Source organism: Pseudomonas sp. B611, from assembly GCF_055407965.1.
In genome coordinates this window covers 468,714-492,045 of the sequence record NZ_JBUZST010000003.1, presented here as the reverse complement: position 1 = coordinate 492,045, position 23,332 = coordinate 468,714, and the positions used below count along the sequence as shown (strand labels likewise).

General features: G+C 61.1%; 23 protein-coding genes and 2 pseudogenes. 20 read left to right on the top strand and 5 right to left on the bottom strand.

The features are described 5' to 3' along the window. Nucleotides 1-29: 29 nt before the first annotated feature. On the top strand, nucleotides 30-1,010 hold the full coding sequence (locus ACZRMO_RS10510; protein WP_463972787.1) for a LysR family transcriptional regulator: 981 nt from the start codon (nucleotides 30-32) through the stop codon (nucleotides 1,008-1,010). Here ACZRMO_RS10510 and ACZRMO_RS10505 read toward each other — a convergent pair. Then, nucleotides 965-1,501 (bottom strand): sterol desaturase family protein, encoded by a 537-nt coding sequence (locus ACZRMO_RS10505; RefSeq protein ID WP_463972786.1) that lies wholly within the window; start codon nucleotides 1,499-1,501, stop codon nucleotides 965-967. The two genes, ACZRMO_RS10510 and ACZRMO_RS10505, sit on opposite strands and share 46 nt — an antisense overlap. 273 nt (nucleotides 1,502-1,774) lie before the next feature. Here ACZRMO_RS10505 and ACZRMO_RS10500 point away from each other — a divergent pair, with 273 nt between their 5' ends. Then, complete coding sequence (locus tag ACZRMO_RS10500; protein ID WP_463972785.1) at nucleotides 1,775-2,524, top strand: SDR family NAD(P)-dependent oxidoreductase; 750 nt, start codon at nucleotides 1,775-1,777, stop codon at nucleotides 2,522-2,524. On the opposite strand, the gene ACZRMO_RS10495 is transcribed toward ACZRMO_RS10500, so the two are convergent. Continuing rightward, nucleotides 2,521-3,435, bottom strand: coding sequence for an AraC family transcriptional regulator (locus ACZRMO_RS10495; RefSeq protein ID WP_463972784.1), 915 nt, complete (start codon nucleotides 3,433-3,435; stop codon nucleotides 2,521-2,523). The two genes, ACZRMO_RS10500 and ACZRMO_RS10495, sit on opposite strands and share 4 nt — an antisense overlap. Nucleotides 3,436-3,587: 152 nt before the next feature. Here ACZRMO_RS10495 and ACZRMO_RS10490 point away from each other — a divergent pair, with 152 nt between their 5' ends. After that, nucleotides 3,588-4,691 carry a DmpA family aminopeptidase gene (locus tag ACZRMO_RS10490; protein WP_463972783.1) on the top strand — a complete coding sequence of 368 codons (1,104 nt, stop codon included), beginning with the start codon at nucleotides 3,588-3,590 and terminating at the stop codon, nucleotides 4,689-4,691. Here the strand turns inward: ACZRMO_RS10490 and ACZRMO_RS10485 are convergent. Continuing rightward, complete coding sequence (locus ACZRMO_RS10485; protein WP_463972848.1) at nucleotides 4,682-5,464, bottom strand: helix-turn-helix transcriptional regulator; 783 nt, start codon at nucleotides 5,462-5,464, stop codon at nucleotides 4,682-4,684. The genes ACZRMO_RS10490 and ACZRMO_RS10485 overlap by 10 nt on opposite strands. 96 nt (nucleotides 5,465-5,560) lie before the next feature. Here ACZRMO_RS10485 and ACZRMO_RS10480 point away from each other — a divergent pair, with 96 nt between their 5' ends. The 5 genes from ACZRMO_RS10480 (at nucleotide 5,561) to ACZRMO_RS10460 (ending at nucleotide 10,244) form a co-directional block, all read left to right on the top strand. Continuing rightward, nucleotides 5,561-6,376, top strand: coding sequence for a carbon-nitrogen hydrolase family protein (locus ACZRMO_RS10480; RefSeq protein ID WP_463972782.1), 816 nt, complete (start codon nucleotides 5,561-5,563; stop codon nucleotides 6,374-6,376). A 53-nt stretch (nucleotides 6,377-6,429) separates the two neighbouring features. Beyond that, complete coding sequence (locus tag ACZRMO_RS10475; RefSeq protein ID WP_463972781.1) at nucleotides 6,430-7,530, top strand: extracellular solute-binding protein; 1,101 nt, start codon at nucleotides 6,430-6,432, stop codon at nucleotides 7,528-7,530. 115 nt (nucleotides 7,531-7,645) lie between these two features. Continuing rightward, nucleotides 7,646-8,551 (top strand): transcriptional regulator GcvA, encoded by a 906-nt coding sequence (gene gcvA / locus ACZRMO_RS10470; protein WP_463972780.1) that lies wholly within the window; start codon nucleotides 7,646-7,648, stop codon nucleotides 8,549-8,551. 74 nt (nucleotides 8,552-8,625) lie between these two features. Continuing rightward, nucleotides 8,626-9,453 carry an EamA family transporter gene (locus tag ACZRMO_RS10465; protein ID WP_463972779.1) on the top strand — a complete coding sequence of 276 codons (828 nt, stop codon included), beginning with the start codon at nucleotides 8,626-8,628 and terminating at the stop codon, nucleotides 9,451-9,453. Between the two features lie 29 nt (nucleotides 9,454-9,482). Continuing rightward, on the top strand, nucleotides 9,483-10,244 hold the full coding sequence (locus tag ACZRMO_RS10460) for an SDR family oxidoreductase (RefSeq protein WP_463972778.1): 762 nt from the start codon (nucleotides 9,483-9,485) through the stop codon (nucleotides 10,242-10,244). Between the two features lie 37 nt (nucleotides 10,245-10,281). Here the strand turns inward: ACZRMO_RS10460 and ACZRMO_RS10455 are convergent, their stop codons facing one another. Then, nucleotides 10,282-11,250, bottom strand: coding sequence for an AraC family transcriptional regulator (locus ACZRMO_RS10455; protein WP_463972777.1), 969 nt, complete (start codon nucleotides 11,248-11,250; stop codon nucleotides 10,282-10,284). A gap of 102 nt (nucleotides 11,251-11,352) precedes the next feature. Here ACZRMO_RS10455 and ACZRMO_RS10450 point away from each other — a divergent pair, with 102 nt between their 5' ends. From ACZRMO_RS10450 to ACZRMO_RS10395, 12 genes and pseudogenes are all read left to right on the top strand, one after another. Beyond that, entirely contained in the window at nucleotides 11,353-12,603 is a 1,251-nt protein-coding gene (locus tag ACZRMO_RS10450) for an MFS transporter (RefSeq protein ID WP_463972776.1), read from the top strand. 48 nt (nucleotides 12,604-12,651) lie between these two features. Next, nucleotides 12,652-13,974: an MFS transporter gene (locus tag ACZRMO_RS10445; protein ID WP_463972775.1), complete on the top strand. Its 1,323-nt coding sequence runs from the start codon at nucleotides 12,652-12,654 to the stop codon at nucleotides 13,972-13,974. A gap of 14 nt (nucleotides 13,975-13,988) precedes the next feature. Beyond that, nucleotides 13,989-15,650, top strand: coding sequence for a N,N-dimethylformamidase beta subunit family domain-containing protein (locus ACZRMO_RS10440; RefSeq protein WP_463972774.1), 1,662 nt, complete (start codon nucleotides 13,989-13,991; stop codon nucleotides 15,648-15,650). 269 nt (nucleotides 15,651-15,919) lie between these two features. After that, a complete protein-coding gene (locus ACZRMO_RS10435) occupies nucleotides 15,920-16,909 on the top strand; it encodes an aldo/keto reductase (protein WP_463972773.1) in 990 nt (329 codons plus the stop codon). Continuing rightward, on the top strand, nucleotides 16,906-17,496 hold the full coding sequence (locus ACZRMO_RS10430; protein WP_463972772.1) for a flavodoxin: 591 nt from the start codon (nucleotides 16,906-16,908) through the stop codon (nucleotides 17,494-17,496). The genes ACZRMO_RS10435 and ACZRMO_RS10430 overlap by 4 nt, the downstream gene beginning before the upstream one ends. 24 nt (nucleotides 17,497-17,520) lie before the next feature. Next, entirely contained in the window at nucleotides 17,521-18,513 is a 993-nt protein-coding gene (locus ACZRMO_RS10425; RefSeq protein ID WP_463972771.1) for an aldo/keto reductase, read from the top strand. Nucleotides 18,514-18,575: 62 nt separating this feature from the next. Beyond that, entirely contained in the window at nucleotides 18,576-19,043 is a 468-nt protein-coding gene (locus ACZRMO_RS10420; RefSeq protein ID WP_463972770.1) for a (R)-mandelonitrile lyase, read from the top strand. Between the two features lie 229 nt (nucleotides 19,044-19,272). Beyond that, nucleotides 19,273-19,521: pseudogene (locus ACZRMO_RS10415) on the top strand (carboxymuconolactone decarboxylase family protein); the annotation flags it as partial. Nucleotide 19,522: 1 nt separating this feature from the next. Beyond that, a pseudogene (locus ACZRMO_RS10410) lies at nucleotides 19,523-19,789 on the top strand (LysR substrate-binding domain-containing protein); the annotation flags it as partial. 169 nt (nucleotides 19,790-19,958) lie between these two features. Then, entirely contained in the window at nucleotides 19,959-20,792 is an 834-nt protein-coding gene (locus ACZRMO_RS10405; RefSeq protein ID WP_463972769.1) for an oxidoreductase, read from the top strand. 24 nt (nucleotides 20,793-20,816) lie between these two features. Next, nucleotides 20,817-21,755, top strand: a complete 939-nt coding sequence (locus ACZRMO_RS10400) for an AraC family transcriptional regulator (protein WP_463972768.1) — start codon at nucleotides 20,817-20,819, stop codon at nucleotides 21,753-21,755. Nucleotides 21,756-21,863: 108 nt separating this feature from the next. After that, entirely contained in the window at nucleotides 21,864-22,256 is a 393-nt protein-coding gene (locus ACZRMO_RS10395) for a RidA family protein (protein WP_463972767.1), read from the top strand. A gap of 87 nt (nucleotides 22,257-22,343) precedes the next feature. On the opposite strand, the gene ACZRMO_RS10390 is transcribed toward ACZRMO_RS10395, so the two are convergent. Then, nucleotides 22,344-23,255, bottom strand: coding sequence for an AraC family transcriptional regulator (locus ACZRMO_RS10390; protein ID WP_463972766.1), 912 nt, complete (start codon nucleotides 23,253-23,255; stop codon nucleotides 22,344-22,346). Between the last annotated feature and the right edge of the window lie 77 nt (nucleotides 23,256-23,332).

The window sequence follows — 23,332 nt, the reverse complement described above, 5'->3', positions numbered from 1 at the left end:
TTTTACGTAGCAATCGCGGGGCCGCGCTGATGGACCTGCTCCACGGCATGCAGGTGTTCGCCCGGGTGGTGGACAGTGGCAGCTTTGCGGGCGCCGCCGAGTGCCTGGACCTGTCCGGCGCACAGGTATCGCGGCTGGTATCCGACCTGGAGAAACACCTGCAGACGCGCCTGTTGCAACGCACCACACGACGCCTGTGCCTCACCGAATCCGGCGAGCGCTTTCTGCTGCGTTGTCGCGATATTCTGGAAGACGTCCGCGAGGCCACGGCGGAGGCCCACGGCGCCCATCGCAACCCGCGCGGGCGTTTGCGCGTGCATTGCATGAGCGGGCTCGGCGTCCTGATCACACCCTTGATCGCGCGTTACAGCGAGCGTTACCCCGACGTGTGCATCGAGCTGAGCCTGTCCCAGCACAACCCGGACCCGCTGGAGGAAGGCCACGACGTGGTGATCTCGATTGCCCGCTCACTGCCCGACTCGGCATTGGTCAGCCAGACCCTCGGCCAGTTGTTCAGCGTGCCCTGCGCCGCGCCCCGGTACCTGCTTCAGCACGGCGTGCCCGAACAGCCGGAGCACCTGATGCAACACCGGCGCCTGCACCTGCAAGACTTCCAGGAAGATGCCTGGCTGTTTAAAGGCCCAGCGGGCGACCTGGCCATTGCCCCGGGCGACACCTTCAGGACCAACGTGGCCGACGCCATGGTCAAGGCCACCGAGGAAGGCATGGGCATCAGCCTGCTGCCGTTTTTCAGTGTGCACCAGGCGTTGCAGGACGGCTCGCTGGTGCGCCTGTTGCCGGATCACCGCCTGCGTGAACGCAGCATCTTCGCGCTGTATCCGTCCCGGCGCTTCCTGGACGCCAAGGTGCGCACCTGGGTGGAGTTCCTGCAAGCGCAGCTGCCCGTGCTGCTGGCCGAGCATGTGCGGGTGATTGACGACCCGGCGTATTCGCGACCCACGGGTCAGGCCGGCTTTTCCTCGGTGCTCAGCGATTCGGCTCGGATGTAGCTGCGAAAGATATGGTCCCAGAGCGGGGACGACACCCCGAAGTTTTTCTCGATGCCCTTGCGGTGATGCAGGTCGTGGTTGGCCACCAAACCGGGAATGTAGCGGTAAGCCCAGTGCTCGGGGCGATGCATCACGTAGTGCAGGGAAATGTAGAAGAAGTAACCGGTGACCGCGCCGATAAACACCGAGGTCAACCCGGTGTACCAGGCAAACAGCAGCAGGGCGGCGAAGGTGGAACTGGTCTTCCAGCTCGACACGCCGATATAGGCCAGCACATCGACATGGTGGGTCCAGTGTTCGCGGCGGTACAGCGAGTGGAACAGGAAGCGGTGCGTCGAATATTCCACCAGCGTCCAGGTCAGCAGGCCCAGCAGCGCCAGGCCGACGTCAAATGGCGCGAGGTAAAGGGCCAGGGCGATAAACAGCGGGACGGTGAAAAAGTCGAGGTAATAAGCGACTGATGACATCAGCCATTTATTGGAAGCAGCCATGTGCGCAATATCCTTGTAGTGCCGATGGTTGGGACGAGTTGGCGGCGATTGGATCACACATTGGCGCTTCCTTGCAGCTACCGGAGTCGCAACCCGTCTTGCGACCCTGTTCGCCCTTGGTGAGGATGACGATGGTTGAGCAGGTGAATCAAGGACGGTGAAGACACGTCTGGACGATCTCAAAGGTTTCCTGGAGGCCTGGCTATTAACCCGTGAGGCCGAACCTCTTAGGCTGGTTCTAACGATTTGAACCCGCCTGAGAGGGAAGTGAAGATGAAAAAGCTGCAGAAGAAAATCGCATTGGTCACCGGTGCCTCCAAGGGCATTGGCGCGGCGATTGCCAAGCAATTGGCCAAGGAGGGCGCCACCGTTATCGTCAACTACGCTAACAGTCGCGAGGATGCCGACCGTGTGGTTTCAGAGATCCTGCAAGCCGGCGCCAGGGCTCACGCGATCCAGGCGGACGTGTCCAACAGCCTCGACGTCAAGGCGCTGTTCAAGGCGATTGTGCATGAACACGGGCATCTGGATATCTTGGTCAACAACGCGGGGGTCTATGCCACTGGCCCGCTGGCGCAGATTACCGAGCAGGAGTTTCACCGTCAGTTCAACCTGAATGTGCTGGGTCTGATCCAGTGCACTCAGGCGGCAGTTGCGGTGTTTAATCCGGCTGGCGGCAGCATCATCAATATCAGCTCCAGCGTGACCGCATTCACGCCGGCCAACTCGACGGTTTATACCGCCTCAAAGGGCGCCGTGGATGCGATCACCCGCACGCTGGCCAATGAGTTGGGGCCCAGGAACATCCGCGTGAACTCGGTCAACCCGGGCTTGGTCGTGACTGAAGGCGTGCACGCCAGCGGTTTTTTCGAGGACGCGTTCCGCCAGCAGATCGAGGCCATTACGCCGTTGGGACGTATCGGCGAACCGCAGGATATCGCGCCTGCGGTAGCGTTCCTGGCGTCGGCAGACGCGGGCTGGATCACCGGCGAGGTGTTGGTGATCGGGGGCGGCCTGCACTAAGCGACGGGGCCGCGCAGGTACTGACGCGGCGATTGGGACATGACGCGCTTGAAGGCGGTGCTGAACGCACTCTCTGATTCGTAACCCAGCGAAAACGCGATGGTCGAGACCGAATCATCCGTGTTCTGCAAGCGGTCACTGGCCAGCAACATGCGCCAATGGGTGAGGTACTCCATGGGTGCTGTGCCGACCACCTGCTTGAAGCGCAGGGCGAACGCCGAGCGTGACATGTTGGCCCGTTGCGCCAGTGCCTGCACGGTCCAGCGGTGAGCCGGCTGGTCATGCAGCGCGCTCAGGGCGAGGTTGAGGTTGCGGTCGGCGAGGGCGAAAAACCAGCCGATCCCGTGACTGCCCAGTGTCGCCAGATGGGTGCGAAGGACTTCAACCAACATGATGTGTGCCAGGTGTTCATTCATCAGCGATCGGCCAGGGCGTTGGTGCTGCAGCTCACCGATAAAACGCTCGAGTGCCCAGCGCAGGATCGACGCCTGCGGCTCGTTGCCTGGCACATGCACCACCGAGGGCAGGGTGCCGAGCAGCAACTGGGCAGGCGTGCCGGTGAAGTCAAAGCGGCCACCGACCAGTTGCACATCGTCGCCGCCATAGTGCAGGGAAAGTTCGTTGGCAGCGAGTGTTTGAACGTGCGCGTCGGCGTCCAGAACGCGCTGCGACTCGTCGCTGTAGAGGGTGAAAGGCAGGCCTCGGGTCATCAGGAAGCAATCGCCTTGCTGGAGTTGCTGTGGCAGTTGCTCGCCCTCTACGTGCAGCCAGCAACTGCCTTTGGCCACGGCAGTGAACTTGATGCCTTCCCTACGCGGAAAATGGAACGCCCACGCACCGCCCAAGGTGAGCGAGGCGCTGTGATAGTTGCGAATTCTCAATAAGGACAACACTTCGGACAGCGGGTCCATGCATCACCTGTGGGACGGTCAGTAAAGTCCGCACGAGTCTACACCTCTGGCGGCCTAACGCCTCGGGGGTAACAACAGGGGGTTATCGTCACCGATACAGGGTGAACCTAGACTGGCCGCACGTTCTTCACTCGACGATTGAGAGTAAAAACATGCGTTTACGAGATCTGGGCATCACTATCGGCGACGGCAAGCCGGGGGCGTTCAACGCCATCACTGACGTTCCCGGCGTGCGCGTCGGCCATCACACCCTCAATGCCGAGCACGCCGACCGTTCCATGCACACCGGTGTGACCGTCATCGAGCCGCGTGCGGTTGCCGCGCACCTGGCGCCGTGTTTTGCCGGTGTGCACGTGCTCAATGGCAACGGCGACGCCACGGGCCTGGAGTGGATTCGCGAAGCCGGCCTGTTGACCACGCCCATCGCCTACACCAATACCCACAGCGTCGGCGTGGTGCGTGATGCGCTGGTCGCCGCCGAGCGTGAAATGGGCCAGCAGCACACCTACTGGTGCATGCCCGTGGTGCTGGAAACCTATGACGGCATCCTCAGTGATATCTGGGACCAGCATGTGACGGCCGAGCATGTCCACGCGGCGCTGCGTGACGCCCGTAGCGGCCCGGTCACGGAAGGTTGCGTGGGCGGTGGCACCGGCATGATCTGCCATGAGTTCAAGGGCGGTATCGGTACGTCGTCACGGGTCCTGAGCGAGGAGGAGGGCGGTTGGACCGTCGGCGTGCTGGTGCAGGCCAACTACGGCGCGCGCGGCGCATTGCGGGTGGCGGGTTACCCGGTTGGCAGCGTGTTGCGCGAGGTGCCTTCGCCCTACGACGGCCCGGTGAATGTCGGCGTGCCGGGCATGGGTTCCATCGTGATTACCCTGGCGACGGATGCGCCGTTGTTGCCGCACCAATGCACACGCCTGGCCCAGCGCGCGAGCATCGGCTTGGCACGGGTGGGTGGCGGCACCGAAGACGACAGTGGCGATATTTTCATCGCGTTCTCGGTGGGCAACAGCGGGTTGCCGGTGGCCAACCTGGGGCAGCCAGGGCCGCCGACGACGGCGCTGCAGATGGTCAACAACGATTATATCTCGGCGTTGTTTGTCGCGGCGGCGGACGCGGTTGAAGAAGCGATCCTCAACGCCATGCTCGCCGCCAACGACTTGCACGGCCGGGGCAAGACCGCCCTGGCCCTCAAGCCCGAGCAACTGCTGGCGGCGCTGAAACAGGTTGGCTGGGCGCCTCACTCCTGAGCTTGCAGGAACAGCAGGAACAGTTCGGACTGGGACTTGATCCCCAACTTGTTGTACAGGTGCCGACGGTGCACCTTCACCGTCTCGGCCGAGATCGCCAGCTTGCGGGCGATCTCTTTGTTCGAGCAGCCACTGAGCATTAGCTGGGCCACCTCGGTTTCGCGGCTGGTCAAGGTGGAGCTGATGTGCAGCCCGGGGGAGTCCACGCGTTCCTGCCAGTCTGTGGCGGGTTCTGGCGTGCGCTTGAACCCGTGTTCAAAGGCGCAACGCTGGCGCATCAGCCCGGCGACCCAGGGTTGGATCAACCCGAGCAACGCGAAGTGCTCGTGGCTGAAGCGTGTGCTGCTGCCCAGGGACAGGCTCAGGGTGCGTTCCGCATCGAGTTGCACATTGAAATGGATCTCGTCGGCGACGATATTGAGGCGGAAGTAGCGCTGGTAATAATCGGTCTGCTCAAAGCATTCCGGTGCGACGTCATCCAACTGGAACAAGCCGCTTCGCGGCGATTCGCGATTGGCCAGGTAAAACGGGTCGAGCAAGTACAAGCCCTTGAGATAGTCCTGGAACAGCGAGTCGCTGGCGCTTTCCTGCGCCGGTGACTCGGCCAGCAACTGCGGGCGCCCTGCGCTGAATATCAACACCACCCAGTTGTCCATCGGCACATAACGCCCGAGCAGGCGCGTGAGTGACGTCCAGAAGTTCGGCCGGTCCAGCGTCTCGATCAGCCGGCCTACGGCGTCATGCCAGGCCAGGTCCTGCAAGGTCAGGTGCATCTCGCTACCCATTCGGGGTTACCCCATCGAAGTGATTTTGTGCCATGGGGGTACGGCCCATACTCGTTGCCAGCTTACTGTGCACAAGGATCCACGATGAAGATCGAACTCATGCAACTGGCCGGCCGCGACGGCGACACTGCTTATAACCTGCGACGCGCCCTGGAAGCCATCGCCACGTGTGGCGCGGACACCGACTTGCTGGTGTTTCCCGAAACCCATTTGATGGGCTTTGTCGCCGGCGAACAATTGGCCGAGGTGGCGCAGCCCCTTGACGGCCCGGCGTTGCGTACCATCCAACAGGCCGCCCGCGAGCGTGATGTGGCGGTGGTCATTGGTCTGGTCGAGAGCGATGCCGGCGTGCACTACAACACCTCGGTACTGGTCACGCCCGAGGGCATTGCATTGCATTATCGCAAGACCCATCTGTGGCCTTCCGAGCGCGGCGACATCACCCCCGGCGACCGTTTTGTCACGGCGCTGTGGAAGGGCATCCGCGTCGGCATCCTCATTTGCTACGACATCGAACTGCCGGAAACCGCCCGCGCCCTGGCCCAGTTGGGGGCCGAGCTGATCATCGTCACCAACGGCAATATGGACCCCTATGGCCCGGTGCATCGCACCGCGATCATGGCCCGCGCCCAGGAAAACCAGCTATTCAGCGTGATGGTCAACCGCGTCGGCGAGGGCGACGACGGCCTGGTATTTGCCGGTGGCAGCGCTGCCATCGACCCGTTCGGCCGCCCGTTGTACGAGGCCGGACGCGACGAAACCCGGCAGGTCGTGACCCTGGACCTGTCGCAGCTCCACGCCGCCCGCGCGGACTATCACTACCTCAATGATCGTCGCCTGCACCTGAGCGGCGAGAGCGTGCAGCACGCCGATGGACGCCGCGAACTGCTGCTGCGCTGATCGATCTTGCCCAACCCAAACAATAATCGGGCGGCAACGCCCAGGAGTGCTCGATGATCCTGACTCGATACGTACGATGGGCCCTGGCGTGCGCGTTCAGTGGCGCGGTGACCTGCGCCCAGGCACAAGAACCGCAGGTCAATATCTACAACTGGTACGACTTCATCGCCCCCGACACGCTGAAAACCTTCCAGGCGCAGACGGGCATACACAGCGCCTACGACGTGTTCGACAACAGTGAAGTCATGCAGAGCAAACTCATGGCCGGGCGCAGTGGCTACGACGTGGTGGTGGCCACCGGCGACCTGCTGCCCAACCTGATCAAGGCCGGCGTGCTCAAGGAACTGGACCGCGCGCAGTTGCCCAACGCAACCCACCTTGACCCGGCCATCCTGGCCAAGGTACAGAGCAACGACCCCGGCAATCGCTACGCCGTGCCGTACCTGTGGGGCACCACGGGCATCGGCTACGACGTGGAAAAAGTCCGCGCCATCCTCGGCGCCGACGCACCGGTCAACTCCTGGGAGCTGATTTTCAACGAAGACAACCTCGCCAAGCTCGACACCTGCGGCGTGGCCATGCTCGATGCGCCAGGCGAAATCATCCCCATCGCCCTGCATTACCTGGGGTTGCCCTACAACAGCCAGAACCCGGACGACTACCAGAAAGCCCAGGCACTGCTGCTGAAACTGCGCCCGCATATCCGCTATTTCGACTCATCGCGGTTCATCACCGACTTGGCCAATGGCAACATCTGCGCCGTCGTCGGCTGGGCCGGCGGCGTGATGGACGCCAAGAAAGCCGCCGATGCAGCGGGCAGTGGCCGCCACATCCAATACAGCATCCCCAAGGAAGGCGCGCCGGTGTGGGTCGAAAGCCTGGTGCTACTCAACGATGCGCCGAATCCTCAGCAGGGCATGGCGTTCATCGACTATATGCTGCGCCCGCAAGTGATTGCGCAGACGTCCAATTACCTGAGTTATGCCAATGCGAACAAGGACGCCACTGCGCTGTTGGATGAGCGGGTGCGGGACAATCCTGGGGTGTATCCGGCGAAAGTGGTGTTGGACACGCTGTTTCCGCTGGAGCCGTTGCCGCTCAAGTTGGAGCGGGTGCGCACGCGGGTTTGGAGCAAGGTGAAGAGTGGGACTTGAGGTGTGGGGGGGCGCAATTGATGGCTGCCGGCGCGACGTTTCGAGTGCGTTTGTTTCTATCATGAGCTAGCGTTCATGCGTGCACCTTTCTGATAACTCGCTGGACACCGCCCCTATGAGAGACTTGCCGCCCACCGCGACTTTGCGCGCATTTGAAGCTGCCACCCGGCACTCGACCTTTACCTCAGCCGCGCAGGAGCTGCATGTTACCCAAAGCGCGGTCAGTCACCAGCTCAAGCATCTTGAGGCGCTTTGGGGCGTGCAGTTGTTCGAGCGTAGCAAGGCGTTACGCCTCACGGCAGCGGGGGCAGCGTTGGCGCCCATCGTGCGGGAGTTTTTCATCAGCCTGGAGGCGACGTTGGGTGATTTGCGCGAGCAAAAAGACAGGGTTCGACTCAGCGTCAGCACCACCTATTCCTTCGCTCTCAAATGGCTGCTGCCACGCTTGCCGCGTCTCGCTCGTCAGCACCCCGAGTTGTTGGTCGCGCTGGACACCACGGATAAAATAATCCACTTCTCTCACGGCCAGGCTGATGTTGCGATCAGGCTGGGCAAGGGCAATTACCCCGGTCTGCATTCTGAGTTCCTGTTTGGGGAGCAGGTATTTCCTGTGGCCAGCCCCGAGCTGTTGCGGCGCGTCGGGACTCCGCAGAGCCCCGCCGAACTGTTGCATTTCCCGCTGCTAACGCGTGATGGTGCCGAGTTGGTGCCTAAGTGGGAAGTGTGGTTTCAAGCCGTCGGGCTGGCCTATTTGCCGCTCAAGGAGAGCGTCAGATTTGGCGATACCAACATGACGGTTGAGGCAGCCTTGCTCGGCCAGGGCGTTGCATTGGTGCGCAGCGGGCATGTCGAGAACGAAATCAGCGATGGCCGTTTGGTGCGGCTGTTTGATGTGCCACTGCCATCGCCATTGGCTTACTACTTCGTCTGCCCCAAGGGCATTGAATCGCAACCGCACATCGCCAGCTTTCGCCAATGGCTGGTCAGCGAGGCACTGAAAGTCCAACGACTGGATGATTGAATTATTAGTATCCGTTCATGCTGCGATGAGGAGACTTCGCTTTAGTCCTCGCGCCGTGTTGCCTAAAGTGGCGTATGCCTACTCATATCATCTTCCTTGTGCTTTTCGCCGCGCTCCTGCATGCCAGCTGGAATGCGCTGCTGCGTAGCGGTGCCGATCGGTTGTGGTCCATGACGGTGATGTGCATTGCCATCGCCATTACCAGTGTCGTCGCCGCAGTGTTCGTGGTGCCCCCCGCGATTGAGAGCTGGGGCTACGCGGTGCTCTCAGGATTGCTGCATGTGGGCTACAACTTGTTTTTGGTGCGCAGTTACCGGGTGGGCGACCTAGGGCAGATCTATCCGATTTCACGTGGTTCGTCGCCGGTGCTGGTTACCGTGGGGGCAGCCGTTTTTGCCGGAGAAAGCATCACGCCTGGAGAATTGTTCGGCATTGCGCTGGTATCAGGCGGGATTATTTCGTTGGCCTTCAGAGGGCGCAGTCTGTCGGTTCCCAGCTTGCCCTATGCGCTGGGTACGGGCGCCTTTATCGCGGCCTACAGCGTGGTCGACGGCATCGGCGCCAGGCTCTCCGGCGCGCCGCTTGGCTACACGGTGTGGATGTGCGCCCTGTGGGGCGTACTGATGCCAGTGGTCTACATCGGCCTGCGCGACACCCGCAGCTTGTTCTCCGTCCGCAGTGGCACAGTGACTGCGTTGGTCGGCGGGCTGGTGTCTTTGCTTGCGTATGGAATGGTCATCTACGCCATGAACGAAGCGCCCCTGGGCGCTGTATCGGCATTGCGCGAAACCAGCGTGCTGTTTGCGGCGTTGATCGGCTATGTGTTTCTCGGCGAGACGCTCACCACGCGCCGGATACTGGCGTGCGTCGTGATCGCCAGCGGCACCTTCATCATCGGCTGATACAGCCAACGGCTCAGGAGTCATGTTCAATGGTCAACGTCTCGCAGGCACCGCTGATTCTGGTCACGGGTGGAAGTCGTGGCGTGGGGGCAGCAACGGCCCGGCTGGCGGCCGCTAGAGGTTATGACGTGGCGATCAGCTACGTTGCCAACGAGTCCGCAGCGCTGGCGGTGGTTGCGGATGTAGAAGCGTTGGGGCGTAGGGCCTTGGCGATGCGGGCCGACAGTGCGGCCCCCCAAGAGGTGGCCGCTTTGTTCGTGGCCATCGACCGCACGTTCGGACGCATTGACGTCCTGGTCAATAACGCCGGGATGCTGGCGCATCAGTCCCGTCTGGAAGACCTCGGCTTCGAGCGGATGCAGCGCATCTTTGCGGTCAATGCCATTGGGCCAATTCTCTGTGCCCAACAGGCGGTGAAGCGCATGTCTTACCGTCACAACGGCCCGGGCGGCGTGGTGATCAATGTCTCATCGGCCTCCGCACGCCTTGGCAGCCCCAATGAGTACGTCGACTATGCGGCGTCAAAGGGGGCGCTGGAGACGTTCACCATTGGCTTTGCAAAGGAGGTGGCTCGGGAAGGCATACGCGTTAACTGTATTCGCCCCGGACATATTTATACCGACATGCATGCCAGTGGTGGTGAACCGGGGCGGGTCGATCGTGTCAAGGACTCGATCCCCATGGGGCGGGGCGGACAGCCTGAGGAAGTGGCTCGCGCGATTCTATGGTTGGCTAGCGCGGAGGCATCGTTTGTTACCGGTACATTCCTGGACGTAACGGGCGGTAAATAAGTCAGAGGCATGGATCTTCGGTCACTTGCGCTCGGTTTCAAGTCACAGCGGCCTGCCTCACCTTACGACTCAACCCTGGTGTCTTACCCGTAATGCGCTTGAATGCACGGCTGAAAGCGGCCTGCGATGTATAGCCCAAACGCTGCGCCACCTCTTCAATCGGCAGCCTTTCGAGGGTCAGCCACTGGCTCGCCAGCCGCATGCGCAGTTCGGTGACATAGCGCAGCGGGGTCATGCCAATCGTCACTTGGAAGCGGTCGGCGAAGACCGAGCGTGAGGTATTGCAGTGCGCTGCCAGCTGCGCAACGGTCCAGTCGCGGCCCGGTTGCTGATGGAGCGCAAGCAGGGCACCGGCCAAGCGTGGATCGCGCAAGGCGGCGACCAGGCCTGAGGCATTGCCGCAGGCACACTCCACCCAGCCGCGAACGACCATGGCCGCCACCACATCGGCCAAACGCGCGAGGATACCGGCGTAGCCGATACGTGCGGCGCTGACCTCGCGTTCCATGGTGGTCAGGATCGGCACCAGGCCGGGGTAACGCTGGCCGCCGGCATCAATCAGCATCAGCCCCGGCATCAGCTTGCCCAGGCCATGGATACTGCCCAGTTCAAACTCCATGCAACCACTGAACACAATAGTGCTCGGCGTGGCGCTGGCATCGGCGCCGGTCGCCACTGCGCTGACGGTGTCACCAAGCGGGGCGCCGTCCAGACGGTTGATGTCCAGAACAGCCGCGTCTGGATGTGAAAGGAGTTGATGGGCCGCGCCATGGGAGATGAACACGGCGTTGCCGGCAGACAGTTCGTAGGTGGCGCCATCTTCCATGCGCAGCAGCGCATTGCCGACGGCGATGAAGTGGAACCAGGCGTGCCCGGGTTTTTCCGTGAAGCCCAAGCCGAAGGTAGGGCCGGCCTCGATACGCCGGTATTCGACACCGCGCAGGCGCATGCCGCGCAACAGCTCGTTGATGAGGTCCGAGGAGAGAGCAAACTGATCTGCAGGCATCGTTCAGGTGTTTTAGTCAAAAAGTAGAGATTTTCAATCATAGATCATCCGGATAGCGGCGCCTAGACTTCGGTTCGTCATGAAGATTGGGAGATCCGTACGATGACCGACTGTGTCTGTAATGCCGTACCCGACCACCATCCTGGCGTTGGTTTGGATGTAGAACCTGCGACCCCCGCGTGGATGGCCGTGTTTTCGTTGGCAATGGGGGTGTTCGGGTTACTGACCGCCGAGTACCTTCCGGCCAGTTTGCTAACGCTGATGGCGACTGACCTGGGCGTGTCCGAAGCGCTGGCTGGCCAGGCGGTGACGGTGACGGCAGTCGTCGCGCTGTTCGCCGGCTTGTTGGTGCCAGGCCTGACCCGTGGCATCGACCGGCGTTGGGTGTTGCTGGGGTTTTCCACGTTGATGGTTGCTTCCAATCTATTGGTCGCCGTTTCTTCCAGCTTCGCGGTGCTGTTGTTGATGCGCATCTTGCTGGGTATTGCCCTTGGCGGGTTCTGGAGCATGGCGGCGGCGGTCGCGATGCGGCTGGTGCCGAGTGCTCTGTTGCCCCGGGCGCTGTCGATCATTTTTAGCGGCATTGCCATCGGCACGGTCGTTGCCGTGCCGCTGGGCAGCTACCTGGGCGGGCTGTACGGCTGGCGCAGCGCGTTTTTTGCAGCGGCGGCGGTAGGCATGGTGACCCTGGCGTTTCAGTCATTCACGCTGCCGCGCCTCGCGCCGCGTCGGCCGGCAAGGCTGCGCACTGTTCTAGAGGTGTTGCAGCGCCCAGGCATCGCCATGGGGATGTTTGGTTGTGTGCTGGTGCACAGCGGGCACTTCGCGATGTTCACCTATGTTCGGCCATTCCTTGAAGGGACGACCGGCATTGGCGCGCAAGGGCTGTCACTGATGTTGCTGGGGTTCGGCGTGGCCAACTTCGTCGGTACGCTGCTGGCCGGCAGGCTGCTGGAGCACCATCCCCTGGCCACGCTGGTGTTGATGCCCGCACTGGTCGGCGTTGCCGCACTGGCGTTGGTGCTGTTGCCGGCATCGTTGCCGGGGCAGGCGGTACTCCTGGCGATCTGGGGCCTGGCCTTTGGTGGGGTGCCGGTGGCGTGGTCGAACTGGGTGGCCAGTGCGGTACCCGATCAGGCCGAAAGCGCCGGAGGCATGGTGGTGGCCTCGGTGCAGTCCGCCATCGCAACCGGCGCCGCCGCTGGCGGTGCCGTGTTCAGCTTCGGTGGCAGCGCAGGCGTATTCGTCGCAGCGGCGGTGCTGATGCTGTTGGCCGCGCTGCTGATTGCGCTGCGGGTCCGCGTCCCTTCTGCCCCTGGCGCTCGCCAGCCCAAACCCGCGTTGCACCTTTGATCCGGTTTGCCAACTCGCTTCGATCCCATCCGTTATCAGGAACTGACCATGAACAATACGACGTCTCACCAAGGACGCCTCAAATCGTTGCGCGCGGCCGGTATCGGCAATGCGCTCGAATGGTTTGACTGGACCCTGTACGCAACCTTTTCGGTGTACCTGGCAAGCAATCTGTTCGACAAGAGCGATGCGCGCTCGGCGATGCTCGCGACCCTGGCGGTGTTTGCGGGTGGCTTTGTCGCTCGCCCTATTGGCGGATGGTTGTTTGGCCGACTGAGCGACCGGTTGGGGCGTCGGACCATCATGGTGCTCACCATGCTGCTGCTTGCGCTCAGCAGTATGGGCATCGCGCTTATTCCGGACTACTCGAGCATCGGCCTGTATGCATCCGGCGCGCTGCTGTTTTTCCGGCTGATGCAGGGGCTCGCCCATGGCGGCGAGACAGGGGTCTCCTACACCTATGTCGCCGAGATCGCCCCAAGCAAACACCGTGGCTTATGGTCGAGTTCGGTGTATGTGGGGGTGACGCTCGGGGTGATGGCGGCGACGGCCGTGGCGGCGACACTCACCTGGCTGCTGGGCGCGCAAGCCATGGGTGACTACGGCTGGCGGATAGGCTTCGCCCTGGGTGGCGTGCTGGGTATTTACGCGCTGTTCTTGCGCCGCGGTGCTCAGGAATCCCATGTGTTTGTCGCGCAGCAGGGGCAAGCGCGGCCGCCGCGCAAGCTGTCCACGGGGGAGATGCTGCGCGTGGCGCGTAACATCGTCATGCTTGCTGCGGCCGCCAATGTCACTTACTACGCCTGGGTCACGTTCGGCGCGTCGACGGCGATTGCCCAAGGCATGGACCCTACGGGTGCCTATGTCGCCAGTCTTCTCGCGCAGATCCTTTGTGTGTGCTGGTTGCCGGTCTGCGGGATGTTGTCCGATCGGGTAGGGCGCCGACCCATGGTCATCGCTTGGGGCCTGGGCGTGATCGTGTTGACCTATCCCCTCTCGATCATGGTGACCACTGAGCCCTACACGCTGTTCCTGGCCCAGTTGCTGGGGCTAGGCGCCTGGTCGTTGATCGCGGCGATTTTCCCCGCGGTGCTCTCCGAGCAGGTACCCACCCAGGCACGGGCCCAGGGCGTCGGCTTGGTCTCGTCGGTGTCAGTGGCGATCTTTGGCGGCACGGCCCCCTATCTGCACAACTACCTGAGCGGCGCCGACCTTGGCTACCTGTACGTCAGCTATGTCATCGGGTTGGGCGTAGTCACCGTCCTGGCCGGGTTGCTGATCGACGAAACGGCGGGCATCGACCTCGCGCACATCGAGGCCCCTGGCGCTCGAGTCAGCGTCAATACCCTGGCTGGCCGATCCGTCGAATAAAGGAGTACGAATCCATGAATTCCACAGACCTCAAAAACTCCGCTGCACGCGGTGAACGACCCGGCGCGAGCGTGACCGTCAGCCAAACGTCAGGGCCACGTCAGGCCGCACGCGAGACCTGGGTTGAAGTCCCTTCAGCATCAGGCCCGGCGGCTGCCTGGTGTTATTCGGATCGACGCGCCTATCGCCCGGGTGATTCGGTTTGCCTGTATCTGTCGTCGAACTGCCCGCAAGTGCGGCTCAGGATCTATCGCGATGGCGCCACTGCCCGCACGCTGCATACCACCGGCAACCTTGATGCAAGCTTCCACCCCCTGCCTGAGCGTGCCTATGAGCATGGCTGCCAATGGCCCGTCTTCATGCAATGGTCAATCCCGACGGATGCCGAGCAGGGTGGTTATATCGTCGAAGTACAGGACGGCGCTGGCAGCGTCCTCGGGCATCATCTGTTTATCGTCAAGGCGCTGCGCAAGCGTGCCGATGCCTTGGTACTCGTCGCGGCCACCTCGACGTGGGCCGCGTACAACGACTGGGGCGGTGCCAATCATTACTTTGGCCTTCACCCCGGCACGCCGCGTGGCCGCTCACCGTTGCTGTCGGCACAGCGCCCCTGGGCGCGAGGGCAGGTGTGGCTGCCGGACGATGCGCCACGTTGTGTCAACGCGACCCGGCCCCGCCAGCCAGGGCCGGCGCGCTATGAGTTCATCGAATGGGCTGGCCTTAACGGTTACGCCAAGTACTACGCACTGGCGGGGTGGGCTTCTTTCGAGAGACCCTTTGTGGTCTGGGCCGAACAGCAAGGTTATACGGTGCATATCCTGACCCAGGACGATTTGCATCACGACCCGCACGCGCTGGAGGGCTACGCCTGCGCCGTCTTCGTCGGGCACGACGAGTACTGGACGCGGGAAATGCGTGACCATGTCGACGCCTTTGTCGAGGAGGGCGGCAAGGTCGCGCGATTCGCCGGCAATTTTATGTGGCAGATTCGCCTGGAGGACGAGGGGCGGCGGCAGGTGGCCTACAAGTACGATGCCGGCGCGCTCGATCCCGTGGCGGCTACCGAGCCTCAGCGGCTCACGGGGGCCTGGGAAGATCCGCGGGTAAATCACCCCGGGGCATCGACGTTCGGGGTGAATGCGCTGCGCGGGATATACGCGAGCTTTGGCGCAATGGCACCGCGCAACCCACGTGGATATACGGTGTTCAGGCCTGAGCACTGGGCATTTACGGGGACGGGCCTTGGCTACGCGGACATGTTCGGAGACGAAGCCAATATCTTTGGCTATGAAGTGGACGGCCTCGACTACACGTTCGTCGACGGCCTTCCAGAACCGCTCGGCACCGACGGCGCGCCCAGCGGATTGCACATTCTCGCTATGGGCTGGGCGACCAATGCCGAGCACGGCCGGCCCGAGGATGCCTATTCATTCATGCTCGGCGACGGTGATGCGCGGTTTCGTGCGTCCATCCTGGCGCCCGACCTCAGCGAAGCCAGCATCGCTTTGCACAGCCGTGGGGCCGGCATGGTGGTGCACTTCCATAAAGGTCGCGGTGAGGTTTTTACTGCCGCCACGTGCGAATGGGTGCATGGGCTCATGCAGGCAGATTTTTACACTGTGATGATCACAAAAAATGTACTAGAGCGTTTTTTGGGCAATACCTGGGTTCGCTGATTTCGTTAAAAAGAGGTTGTGTTAAAAGCATTGGAATCAGCTGGAATCTGACGGAATGCCATAAACTAAAAACCCCGCCAAGTGGCGGGTTTTAAAGGGTTCCATGGGCGTTATAGACGCTTCGGCGCCTAGACTCAGTAGACACGGTCGCCACCTCCTCGTTTTTGGACTGATGAGAAAATCTCATGAACCCTTGCTGATTTAACCGTCTAGTTCCCATCCATTAGCTCGCTTACTGTTCTCCCAACGCCAAATGTCGGGAGATCCAAATGCACAAGCGCACACTCGGAAACAGCACACTCGAAGTGTCAGCCCTGGGCTTGGGCTGCATGGGCTTGAGCCATGGCTACGGGCCGGCGACTGACACCCAACAAGCGATTGCGTTGATCCGTCGCGCAGTGGATCGAGGTGTCACCTTCTTCGATACCGCCGAGGTTTACGGGCCTTACCTAAACGAGCACGTGGTGGGTGAGGCACTGGCACCGGTTCGCGATGAAGTGGTGATCGCCACCAAGTTCGGCTTTACCTTCGGTGACGACAATAAGCAGCAGATTCTCAACAGCCGCCCCGAGCACATCCGGGTTGCTGTCGAGGGTTCGTTGCGTCGACTGAAAACCGATTACATCGATTTGCTCTACCAGCACCGTGTCGACCCGGACGTGCCGATCGAGGACGTAGCCGGGGCGGTGAAAGACCTGATCAGCGAAGGCAAGGTCAAGCACTTCGGCCTGTCGGAGGCTGGTGCGCAGACCATTCGCCGTGCGCACGCGGTGCAGCCGGTCACCGCACTGCAAAGCGAATACTCGCTGTGGTGGCGTGAGCCCGAGGAGGAGATCCTGCCGACCCTTTGGGAGCTGGGCATCGGCTTCGTACCGTTCAGCCCGCTGGGTAAAGGCTTTCTCACCGGCACCGTATCGGCCGAGACCACTTACGGCAGCGACGATTTTCGCAGCATCGTCCCTCGTTTCAGTCAGTCGGCGCTGCAGGCCAATCAGGGGCTGGTGGTATTGATCCGCCAGATCGCCGCGCAGAAACACGCGACGCCGGCCCAGATCGCGCTCGCCTGGCTACTCGCGCAGGCACCTTGGATTGTGCCGATTCCGGGCACGACCAAACTGCATCGCCTGGAAGAAAACCTCGGCGGCGCGGACATCACGCTGGATGCCGCCGAGTTGAAAGCCATTGATACAGCGCTGGCGCAAATCCGCATCGAAGGCGAGCGCTATCCCGAGGCGCTCAAGGCACGGGTCGGTCGATGAGCAACGATCACGATCTGCTGCGGCGCACGGTGATCGCCGCACTGGCCAGCGCCCCGTTGCTGTCGCTCGCCGACACGCAGAGCGCCAATGAACCCCCGCGTTCAGGTTCGCGGATTCTGGTCGCGTATTTCTCTCGCTCGGGCAATACCCGCGTGGTTGCCGGGATGATCCAACGTGGGCTGGGTGCCGATCTGTTCGAGATTCGCCCGGCCCACGCCTACCCCGAGGACTACCTGCAAAACGTGGAGCAGGCGCGTCAGGAGCGTGACAGCGGCTTCGAGCCTGAGCTGCAAAACAAGGTTCACGCCCTCAGCGCCTACGACACGATCTACCTTGGCTTTCCGATCTGGGGGGAAACCGCTCCGCCGATCGTGCGCGCGTTTCTCAGCGCCCACGACCTGACCGGTAAGACCCTCGTTCCCTTCAACACCCACGGCGGTTATGGCTTGGGCAACAGCCGCAGCGTGCTGGTCAAGCACGCGCCGAAGGCCAAAGTGCTGGAAGGTTTTGTGATGGAGGGTGAGCAGGAGCGCAAGACCATGGAACGCGTGAACGGCTGGTTGAACGATCACCCCCTCACGCGCTAATCGAATTCTGTAAGGAGTGACATCATGAAAGTTCGCAGGTTGGGCAATGGCCTGGAAGTGTCCGCACTGGGCCTTGGCTGCATGAGCATGACCTCGGCCTATGGGCCGGCTGCCGACAAGGCCAGCATGATCAAGCTGATTCGTTCGGCCCACGAGCAAGGCATTACGTTGTTCGACACCGCCGAAGCGTATGGCCCGTTCGCCAATGAAGAACTGCTGGGCGACGCCTTGCAGCCCATCCGTGAGCACGTCGTCATCGCCACCAAGTTCGGCTTCGATATCGACTTGATAACCGGCGAACGCGCAGGCGGCACCAACAGCCGCCCGGAGCATATCCGCGCCGTGGCCGAGGCGTCGTTGAAGCGTCTGCGCACCGATCGCATCGACCTGTTTTATCAGCACCGCGTTGATCCGCAGGTGCCCATTGAAGACGTCGCCGGCACCGTCAAGGAGCTGATCGCCGAGGGCAAGGTCAAGCATTTCGGTCTTTCTGAAGCGGGTGTGGAAACCATTCGCCGAGCGCACGCGGTGCAACCGGTCACGGCGGTGCAAAGCGAATACTCGCTGTTCTGGCGCGGCCCTGAGCTGGAACTACTGGCAGTGCTGGAAGAACTGGGGATCGGCTTCGTACCGTTCAGCCCGCTGGGGGCCGGTTTCCTCACCGGTCAGATCGACGAGCACACGCAGTTCGACGCGAGCGATTTCCGCAATGCCGTCCCGCGCTTTTCCCCGCAAGCGCGCAAGGCCAATCGGGCGGTGGTCGACGTAGTGAAAGCCGTCGCGCAACGCAAACACGCCACGCCGGCGCAAGTGGCACTGGCCTGGCTGCTCGCACAGAAACCGTGGATTGTGCCGATCCCAGGCACGACCAAACAGCATCGCCTGGAAGAAAACCTGGGCGCGGTCGAGCTGCAATTGGCCGACGACGAACTGCGCGTGATCAACGAGCAGGTGACGCAGATCCAGGTGCAGGGTGAACGTCTGCCGGAATCTGCACTGAAAATGACCGGGCTCTGAGTCTGCCCAACGCGGCGCCATGTGCGGCGTCGCTTTCCCTGTCTGAACGGAGAGCTGATCCGATGAACCGATTGATTGCACCACTGGTTGCTTTGTCACTGATGGGGGCGGAGTCCCAAGCCGCCAGCGAAATCCGCATAACGCCAAACGGCTCGGAGCCCTCGGTCAAGGGCGCGGCGCAAAACTTTACCGGCACGGTGCGCGTTGATGGCTTGTTCAAAGGCGATGCGCCCGCACGCATCGGCGGCGGCACGGTGACCTTCGAGCCGGGCGCACGCACGGCGTGGCACACCCATCCGCTAGGGCAAACGCTGATCGTCACTGCCGGCGTCGGCTATGTGCAGCAAGAAGGTGGCGCGCGTCAGGAAATCCGTCCGGGCGACAGTGTCTGGATTCCACCGAACACCCGTCACTGGCACGGCGCCACGGCCAGCAACGGCATGACCCACATCGCCATCGCTGAAGCCGAGGAGGGCAAGACCGTCACATGGGCGGAGCAGGTCTCGGAGGCGCAATACGCCGGCCATTAAAGTTACGGAATGTGTCGAGGTGGCTCGGCGGGCACGCTCGCGGTAAACCGCCACGCAACCTCAAGCCCCCGGACCAACAGGCCCGCACCGCGATTCCAGCGGTTGTTGCAACGTCGCCTCATGAGTTCTGCTCAGGAGTCCATGCGCAATTTCGGGGTTAATCGCCACAACCATCCTCCTTACGATCCAGCGACACCGCAGCGCCTCGCAATGGATGGAGTCGTTCACGATGATCACTGACACCCGCAACAGTACTGCTATGCCCACACTTATGGCGCTCTGCCTGAGCGTCGGGACGATGTTCAGCGCTACCACTCAAGCAGCCGAGGCCTCGCCCATCATGACCCGCACATCCGCCAGCGCAGCCAGCTTGTCGAGCCAACAACAAGCCATTCCACTGATCGCGGCGTTCATGGCGACCAGCGACATGCCCAACCTCAACACGGCGCTCAACCAAGGGCTCGACGCCGGTCTGAGCAAAGGATGGCCACGAACTCAAGGCCCGCGTCGAAGGCCAATGGACATTTAACAGCAGCGTGCCAATTATGCGTGCGGCCGTGGCGGGATGTGGCTTGGGTTTCCTGCCGGAGGACATGGTGGCGAAGGAGCTTGCCGACGGTAGCCTTGTACGGGTGCTGGAAGATTGGTGCCAACCCTTTGCCGGTTACCACCTCTACTACCCCAATCGCCGGGAACAGTCATCAGCGTTTGGCGTTGTCGTTGAAGCATTGCTCTACAAGCCCTGAGTCCTGGACGTTCAAAGCGCCTAGATGCACGGTTTCCTTGCCGCGTTTGGGCGGCGGTAAGTTCCTCTCGGGCCAAATAGGATTAGGCAAGGGTTGCAGATGATCTGGCATAGGTCGCGGGACGTCGGCTCACTACTATGGTCGTCTTTCAACCCAAAGGAACCGCATCATGAATCTTCCCAAAACCTTGTTCATCACCGGTATCAGCAGCGGCTTCGGCAAAGCCCTGGCCCTTGAGGCGCTCGCCTCAGGGCATCGTGTTATTGGCACCGCACGCAATCAGGAAGCGTTGCAGACGTTCGAGGCGCTCTCGGATGAACGTGCCCATGGTGTGATCCTCGACGTTACCGACTTTGCGCGCATCGACAGCGTTGTTGCCGGTGTGGAAAGCCGCCATGGTCCGGTGGATGTTCTGCTCAACAATGCGGGCTATGGCCATGAAGGCATTTTCGAAGAGTCGCCGCTTGAAGAGATGCGCCGTCAGTTCGACGTCAACGTGTTCGGTGCCGTCGCAGTGACCAAGGCGTTCGTACCGTATTTTCGTCAGCGTCGCAGCGGCCACATCATCAACATTACTTCCATGGGTGGCACCATCACGATGCCGGGTATCGCCTATTATTGCGCTAGCAAGTTCGCCCTGGAAGGCATCTCCGATACGCTGAGCAAAGAGCTCGCGCCGTTCAACATCTTCGTCACTGCTGTAGCGCCGGGATCGTTTCGCACCGACTGGGCTGGCCGTTCGATGCAGCGTACGCCACGCAGCATTGCCGACTATGATGCCAGCTTCGACCCGGTGCGCCAGGCACGTGAAAAGAAGAATGGCAAGCAGTTGGGCGACCCGCAAAAAGCCGCGCGAGCGATGCTGCAACTCATCGACAGCGCCCATCCGCCAGCCCATCTTTTGCTTGGCAGTGATGCGCTGGGGTTGGTCCGTGGCAAGCTTGAGCAGTCGCTCAAAGCAATCGAACAGTGGGAAGCCTTGACCCGCTCGACCGACGGCTGACCCCAGCGTCCAGGAGAATTGAACATGATCCATGATGCACAAGTCACTCAGCGCATGGTCCGGTTGATGGAGCAACTGGCACCACTGGAAGGCTATAACCTGAGCCCCCTGGACGACATACGCTTTTTGCGTTCGAACCGCCCGCTGACACTTACGCCAGTGCTCTATGAGCCTGGCATCGTGATCTTGTGCCAGGGATGCAAACGCGGTTATCTGGGCGACGATGTGTACATTTACGACGCCCAGCATTATCTGGTGGTATCGGTGCCGGTACCGTTCACGATGGAAACCGACGCCAGCGAAGATGAACCCATGTTTGCGGTGTATATGAGGCTGGATTTCAAGCTGGCAGGCGAGCTGATTCTGGAAATTGATGAGAGATTCGGGCCGACGGTAGCCCCCCCAAAAGGCATGTACTCTTCACCGATGGACGATACGTTGCGTGAGTCTACCTTGCGCTTTCTTGCGGCCATGAGCCATCCAGTCGATGCGCAAATCCTGGGCTCGTCACTGGTACGCGAGATTTACTATCGCATCATCGCTGGCGAGCAGGGCGGCTCCATGCGCGCCGCACTGAGCAAACAAGGACATTTCGGCAAAGTCACCCGCGCCATCCGTAAAATTCACAATTCTTATCAGGAGCCATTGAACGTGGAAGCACTGGCCCAGGAGGCCAGTATGAGCGTCCCCAATTTCCACCTGCATTTCAGGACGGTTACTGACTCCTCTCCTATGCAGTATCTGAAATCGACTCGGCTGCACCAGGCGCGTTTGCTGATGTTGCGTAACGATATCTCGGCAGCAGCGGCGGCATACGATGTGGGCTACGAAAGCCCTTCCCAATTCAGCCGGGAGTTCAAGCGCTTTTTTGGTCGAACGCCCCATGCGGAGGTTGCGTGGATGAAAGCGACCTATGCATTACCTGAGTCCAGTACACCTTCGATCTTCGTCTCTTCGCATTAGGGGGGCGGTCAGACACGGCTCTTCGGTACTTGATTCATCAGTGTCCGTATGACACAGCTACCGGATTTTATTGATTAACGAGGGTTAACCTGAGTGGACTCCACGACCATGACTGAGCGTCAGATCATTGTTCCAGACAGCATGAAATTGCTGTGCGAGCGTGCTGGTTATGCACCCGCTGTAAAGGTAGGAAAAACGCTCTACTGCGCGGGTCAGGTAGGGCGGACACCGGACTTGTCCGTTATTGAGGACCCTGAACAACAGTTTTTGGCAGCATGGGAAAATCTCCGGCTCGTGCTGGAAGCCGGTGGCTGTGAATTTAAAGATGTCGTCGAAATGACAACCTATCACGTCGATATGCACCAGAACATGCCGATGTTCAGGCGCGTCAAGGATGAAGTTTTTCCCAGGAACACCTGTGCGTGGACATGCGTAGGCGTCGTTGAACTGGCTCACCCTGGGCTTCTTGTGGAGATCAAATGCATCGCCGTAGAGCGATAATTTCTCTGATAGGCCCCCGAATGTGCAGACCTTGAATGGTTGCCCCTCTAGGCGGCAGTGGATCGGAAATTCAACACGCCCGCTGCCTCAGCGGGCGTGGGATTCCTGCTTGCCCAAGCCGATATCCTCCCGCGGTGAGCGACCAAAATAGGCTTTGTAAGCCCGACAGAAAGAGGCTTCTGATTCATAGCCAATCGCAAACCCAACCTCACCAATGCGTGTGTTGGGTTTTGCGAGCATTGTTTTGGCCAGCCTCAGCCGCCACTCATTCTGGTATCGCAGCGGTGATCGCCCCACCAGTTTGGTGAAGTGTTCGCTGAAGCTTGACCTGGACATCCCCGCAATAGTCGCGAGGGAATCGACGCGCCATTGCTGCGCGGGTGTTTCGTGTATGGCCCTAAGCGCGCGAGCAATGCGTTCGTCAGACAATCCTCCAAGCCAGCCCGAGGCCATGCCTCGCTGAACCCAGGTTCGCAGGATTCGAATGACCGTCAGATCGATAAGGCGCGAAATCATCAAGGCGCCGCCGGGCTGCGAGTCATGGGTTTCGACCAGCATGTAATGCAGGATGCCTTCGGACCATGCCGCGGCTTCGGCGTGTTTGATATGGATCAACCGGGGCAGGGCGAACAACATGGCCTGGACGGTACTGGCGTCAAACCAGAACTGACAGATCACTAGGGTGACTGGGCCGTGCGATGCGACCCAAGGCATCGATGCCGAGTCGTGAGCCAGCAGCAGAATATCGCCTTGTTCGACGGTGATGGATTCCATGTCAGCGTGCCCACCCTCAAGGCACAGCGTACCTTTTTGCAGTGCGCAAACGTGCGAGCTCTTGTGCTCCAGCTCGAGGCGCTCGCCTTCATCCAGCGTCTTGGAATAAACACGGTTACCGGTCATTCGGATCTGCGCGAGTATCTGTGATAACAGATCGCCGGAGGCGAATCCTTCAAGCTGCATTTGCGGAGGAATGGTCAAGTTTTCGAGAGAATCCGTCATGTCGTTCCAGTCGAGTGTTCAATAGCCTAGATATCGAAATTATGACGCTTATCTCAGACAGGTTTTAAGAGCCTGGC

Excerpts from the sequence above, each read along its gene's own strand:
- ACZRMO_RS10510 (WP_463972787.1), top strand. The coding sequence starts at position 30 with ATGGACCTGCTCCACGGCATGCAGGTGTTCGCCCGGGTGGTGGACAGT.
- ACZRMO_RS10505 (WP_463972786.1), bottom strand. The coding sequence starts at position 1,501 with ATGGCTGCTTCCAATAAATGGCTGATGTCATCAGTCGCTTATTACCTC.
- ACZRMO_RS10500 (WP_463972785.1), top strand. The coding sequence starts at position 1,775 with ATGAAAAAGCTGCAGAAGAAAATCGCATTGGTCACCGGTGCCTCCAAG.
- ACZRMO_RS10495 (WP_463972784.1), bottom strand. The coding sequence starts at position 3,435 with ATGGACCCGCTGTCCGAAGTGTTGTCCTTATTGAGAATTCGCAACTAT.
- ACZRMO_RS10490 (WP_463972783.1), top strand. The coding sequence starts at position 3,588 with ATGCGTTTACGAGATCTGGGCATCACTATCGGCGACGGCAAGCCGGGG.
- ACZRMO_RS10485 (WP_463972848.1), bottom strand. The coding sequence starts at position 5,464 with ATGCACCTGACCTTGCAGGACCTGGCCTGGCATGACGCCGTAGGCCGG.
- ACZRMO_RS10480 (WP_463972782.1), top strand. The coding sequence starts at position 5,561 with ATGAAGATCGAACTCATGCAACTGGCCGGCCGCGACGGCGACACTGCT.
- ACZRMO_RS10475 (WP_463972781.1), top strand. The coding sequence starts at position 6,430 with ATGATCCTGACTCGATACGTACGATGGGCCCTGGCGTGCGCGTTCAGT.
- gcvA (WP_463972780.1), top strand. The coding sequence starts at position 7,646 with ATGAGAGACTTGCCGCCCACCGCGACTTTGCGCGCATTTGAAGCTGCC.
- ACZRMO_RS10465 (WP_463972779.1), top strand. The coding sequence starts at position 8,626 with ATGCCTACTCATATCATCTTCCTTGTGCTTTTCGCCGCGCTCCTGCAT.
- ACZRMO_RS10460 (WP_463972778.1), top strand. The coding sequence starts at position 9,483 with ATGGTCAACGTCTCGCAGGCACCGCTGATTCTGGTCACGGGTGGAAGT.
- ACZRMO_RS10455 (WP_463972777.1), bottom strand. The coding sequence starts at position 11,250 with ATGCCTGCAGATCAGTTTGCTCTCTCCTCGGACCTCATCAACGAGCTG.
- ACZRMO_RS10450 (WP_463972776.1), top strand. The coding sequence starts at position 11,353 with ATGACCGACTGTGTCTGTAATGCCGTACCCGACCACCATCCTGGCGTT.
- ACZRMO_RS10445 (WP_463972775.1), top strand. The coding sequence starts at position 12,652 with ATGAACAATACGACGTCTCACCAAGGACGCCTCAAATCGTTGCGCGCG.
- ACZRMO_RS10440 (WP_463972774.1), top strand. The coding sequence starts at position 13,989 with ATGAATTCCACAGACCTCAAAAACTCCGCTGCACGCGGTGAACGACCC.
- ACZRMO_RS10435 (WP_463972773.1), top strand. The coding sequence starts at position 15,920 with ATGCACAAGCGCACACTCGGAAACAGCACACTCGAAGTGTCAGCCCTG.
- ACZRMO_RS10430 (WP_463972772.1), top strand. The coding sequence starts at position 16,906 with ATGAGCAACGATCACGATCTGCTGCGGCGCACGGTGATCGCCGCACTG.
- ACZRMO_RS10425 (WP_463972771.1), top strand. The coding sequence starts at position 17,521 with ATGAAAGTTCGCAGGTTGGGCAATGGCCTGGAAGTGTCCGCACTGGGC.
- ACZRMO_RS10420 (WP_463972770.1), top strand. The coding sequence starts at position 18,576 with ATGAACCGATTGATTGCACCACTGGTTGCTTTGTCACTGATGGGGGCG.
- ACZRMO_RS10405 (WP_463972769.1), top strand. The coding sequence starts at position 19,959 with ATGAATCTTCCCAAAACCTTGTTCATCACCGGTATCAGCAGCGGCTTC.
- ACZRMO_RS10400 (WP_463972768.1), top strand. The coding sequence starts at position 20,817 with ATGATCCATGATGCACAAGTCACTCAGCGCATGGTCCGGTTGATGGAG.
- ACZRMO_RS10395 (WP_463972767.1), top strand. The coding sequence starts at position 21,864 with ATGACTGAGCGTCAGATCATTGTTCCAGACAGCATGAAATTGCTGTGC.
- ACZRMO_RS10390 (WP_463972766.1), bottom strand. The coding sequence starts at position 23,255 with ATGACGGATTCTCTCGAAAACTTGACCATTCCTCCGCAAATGCAGCTT.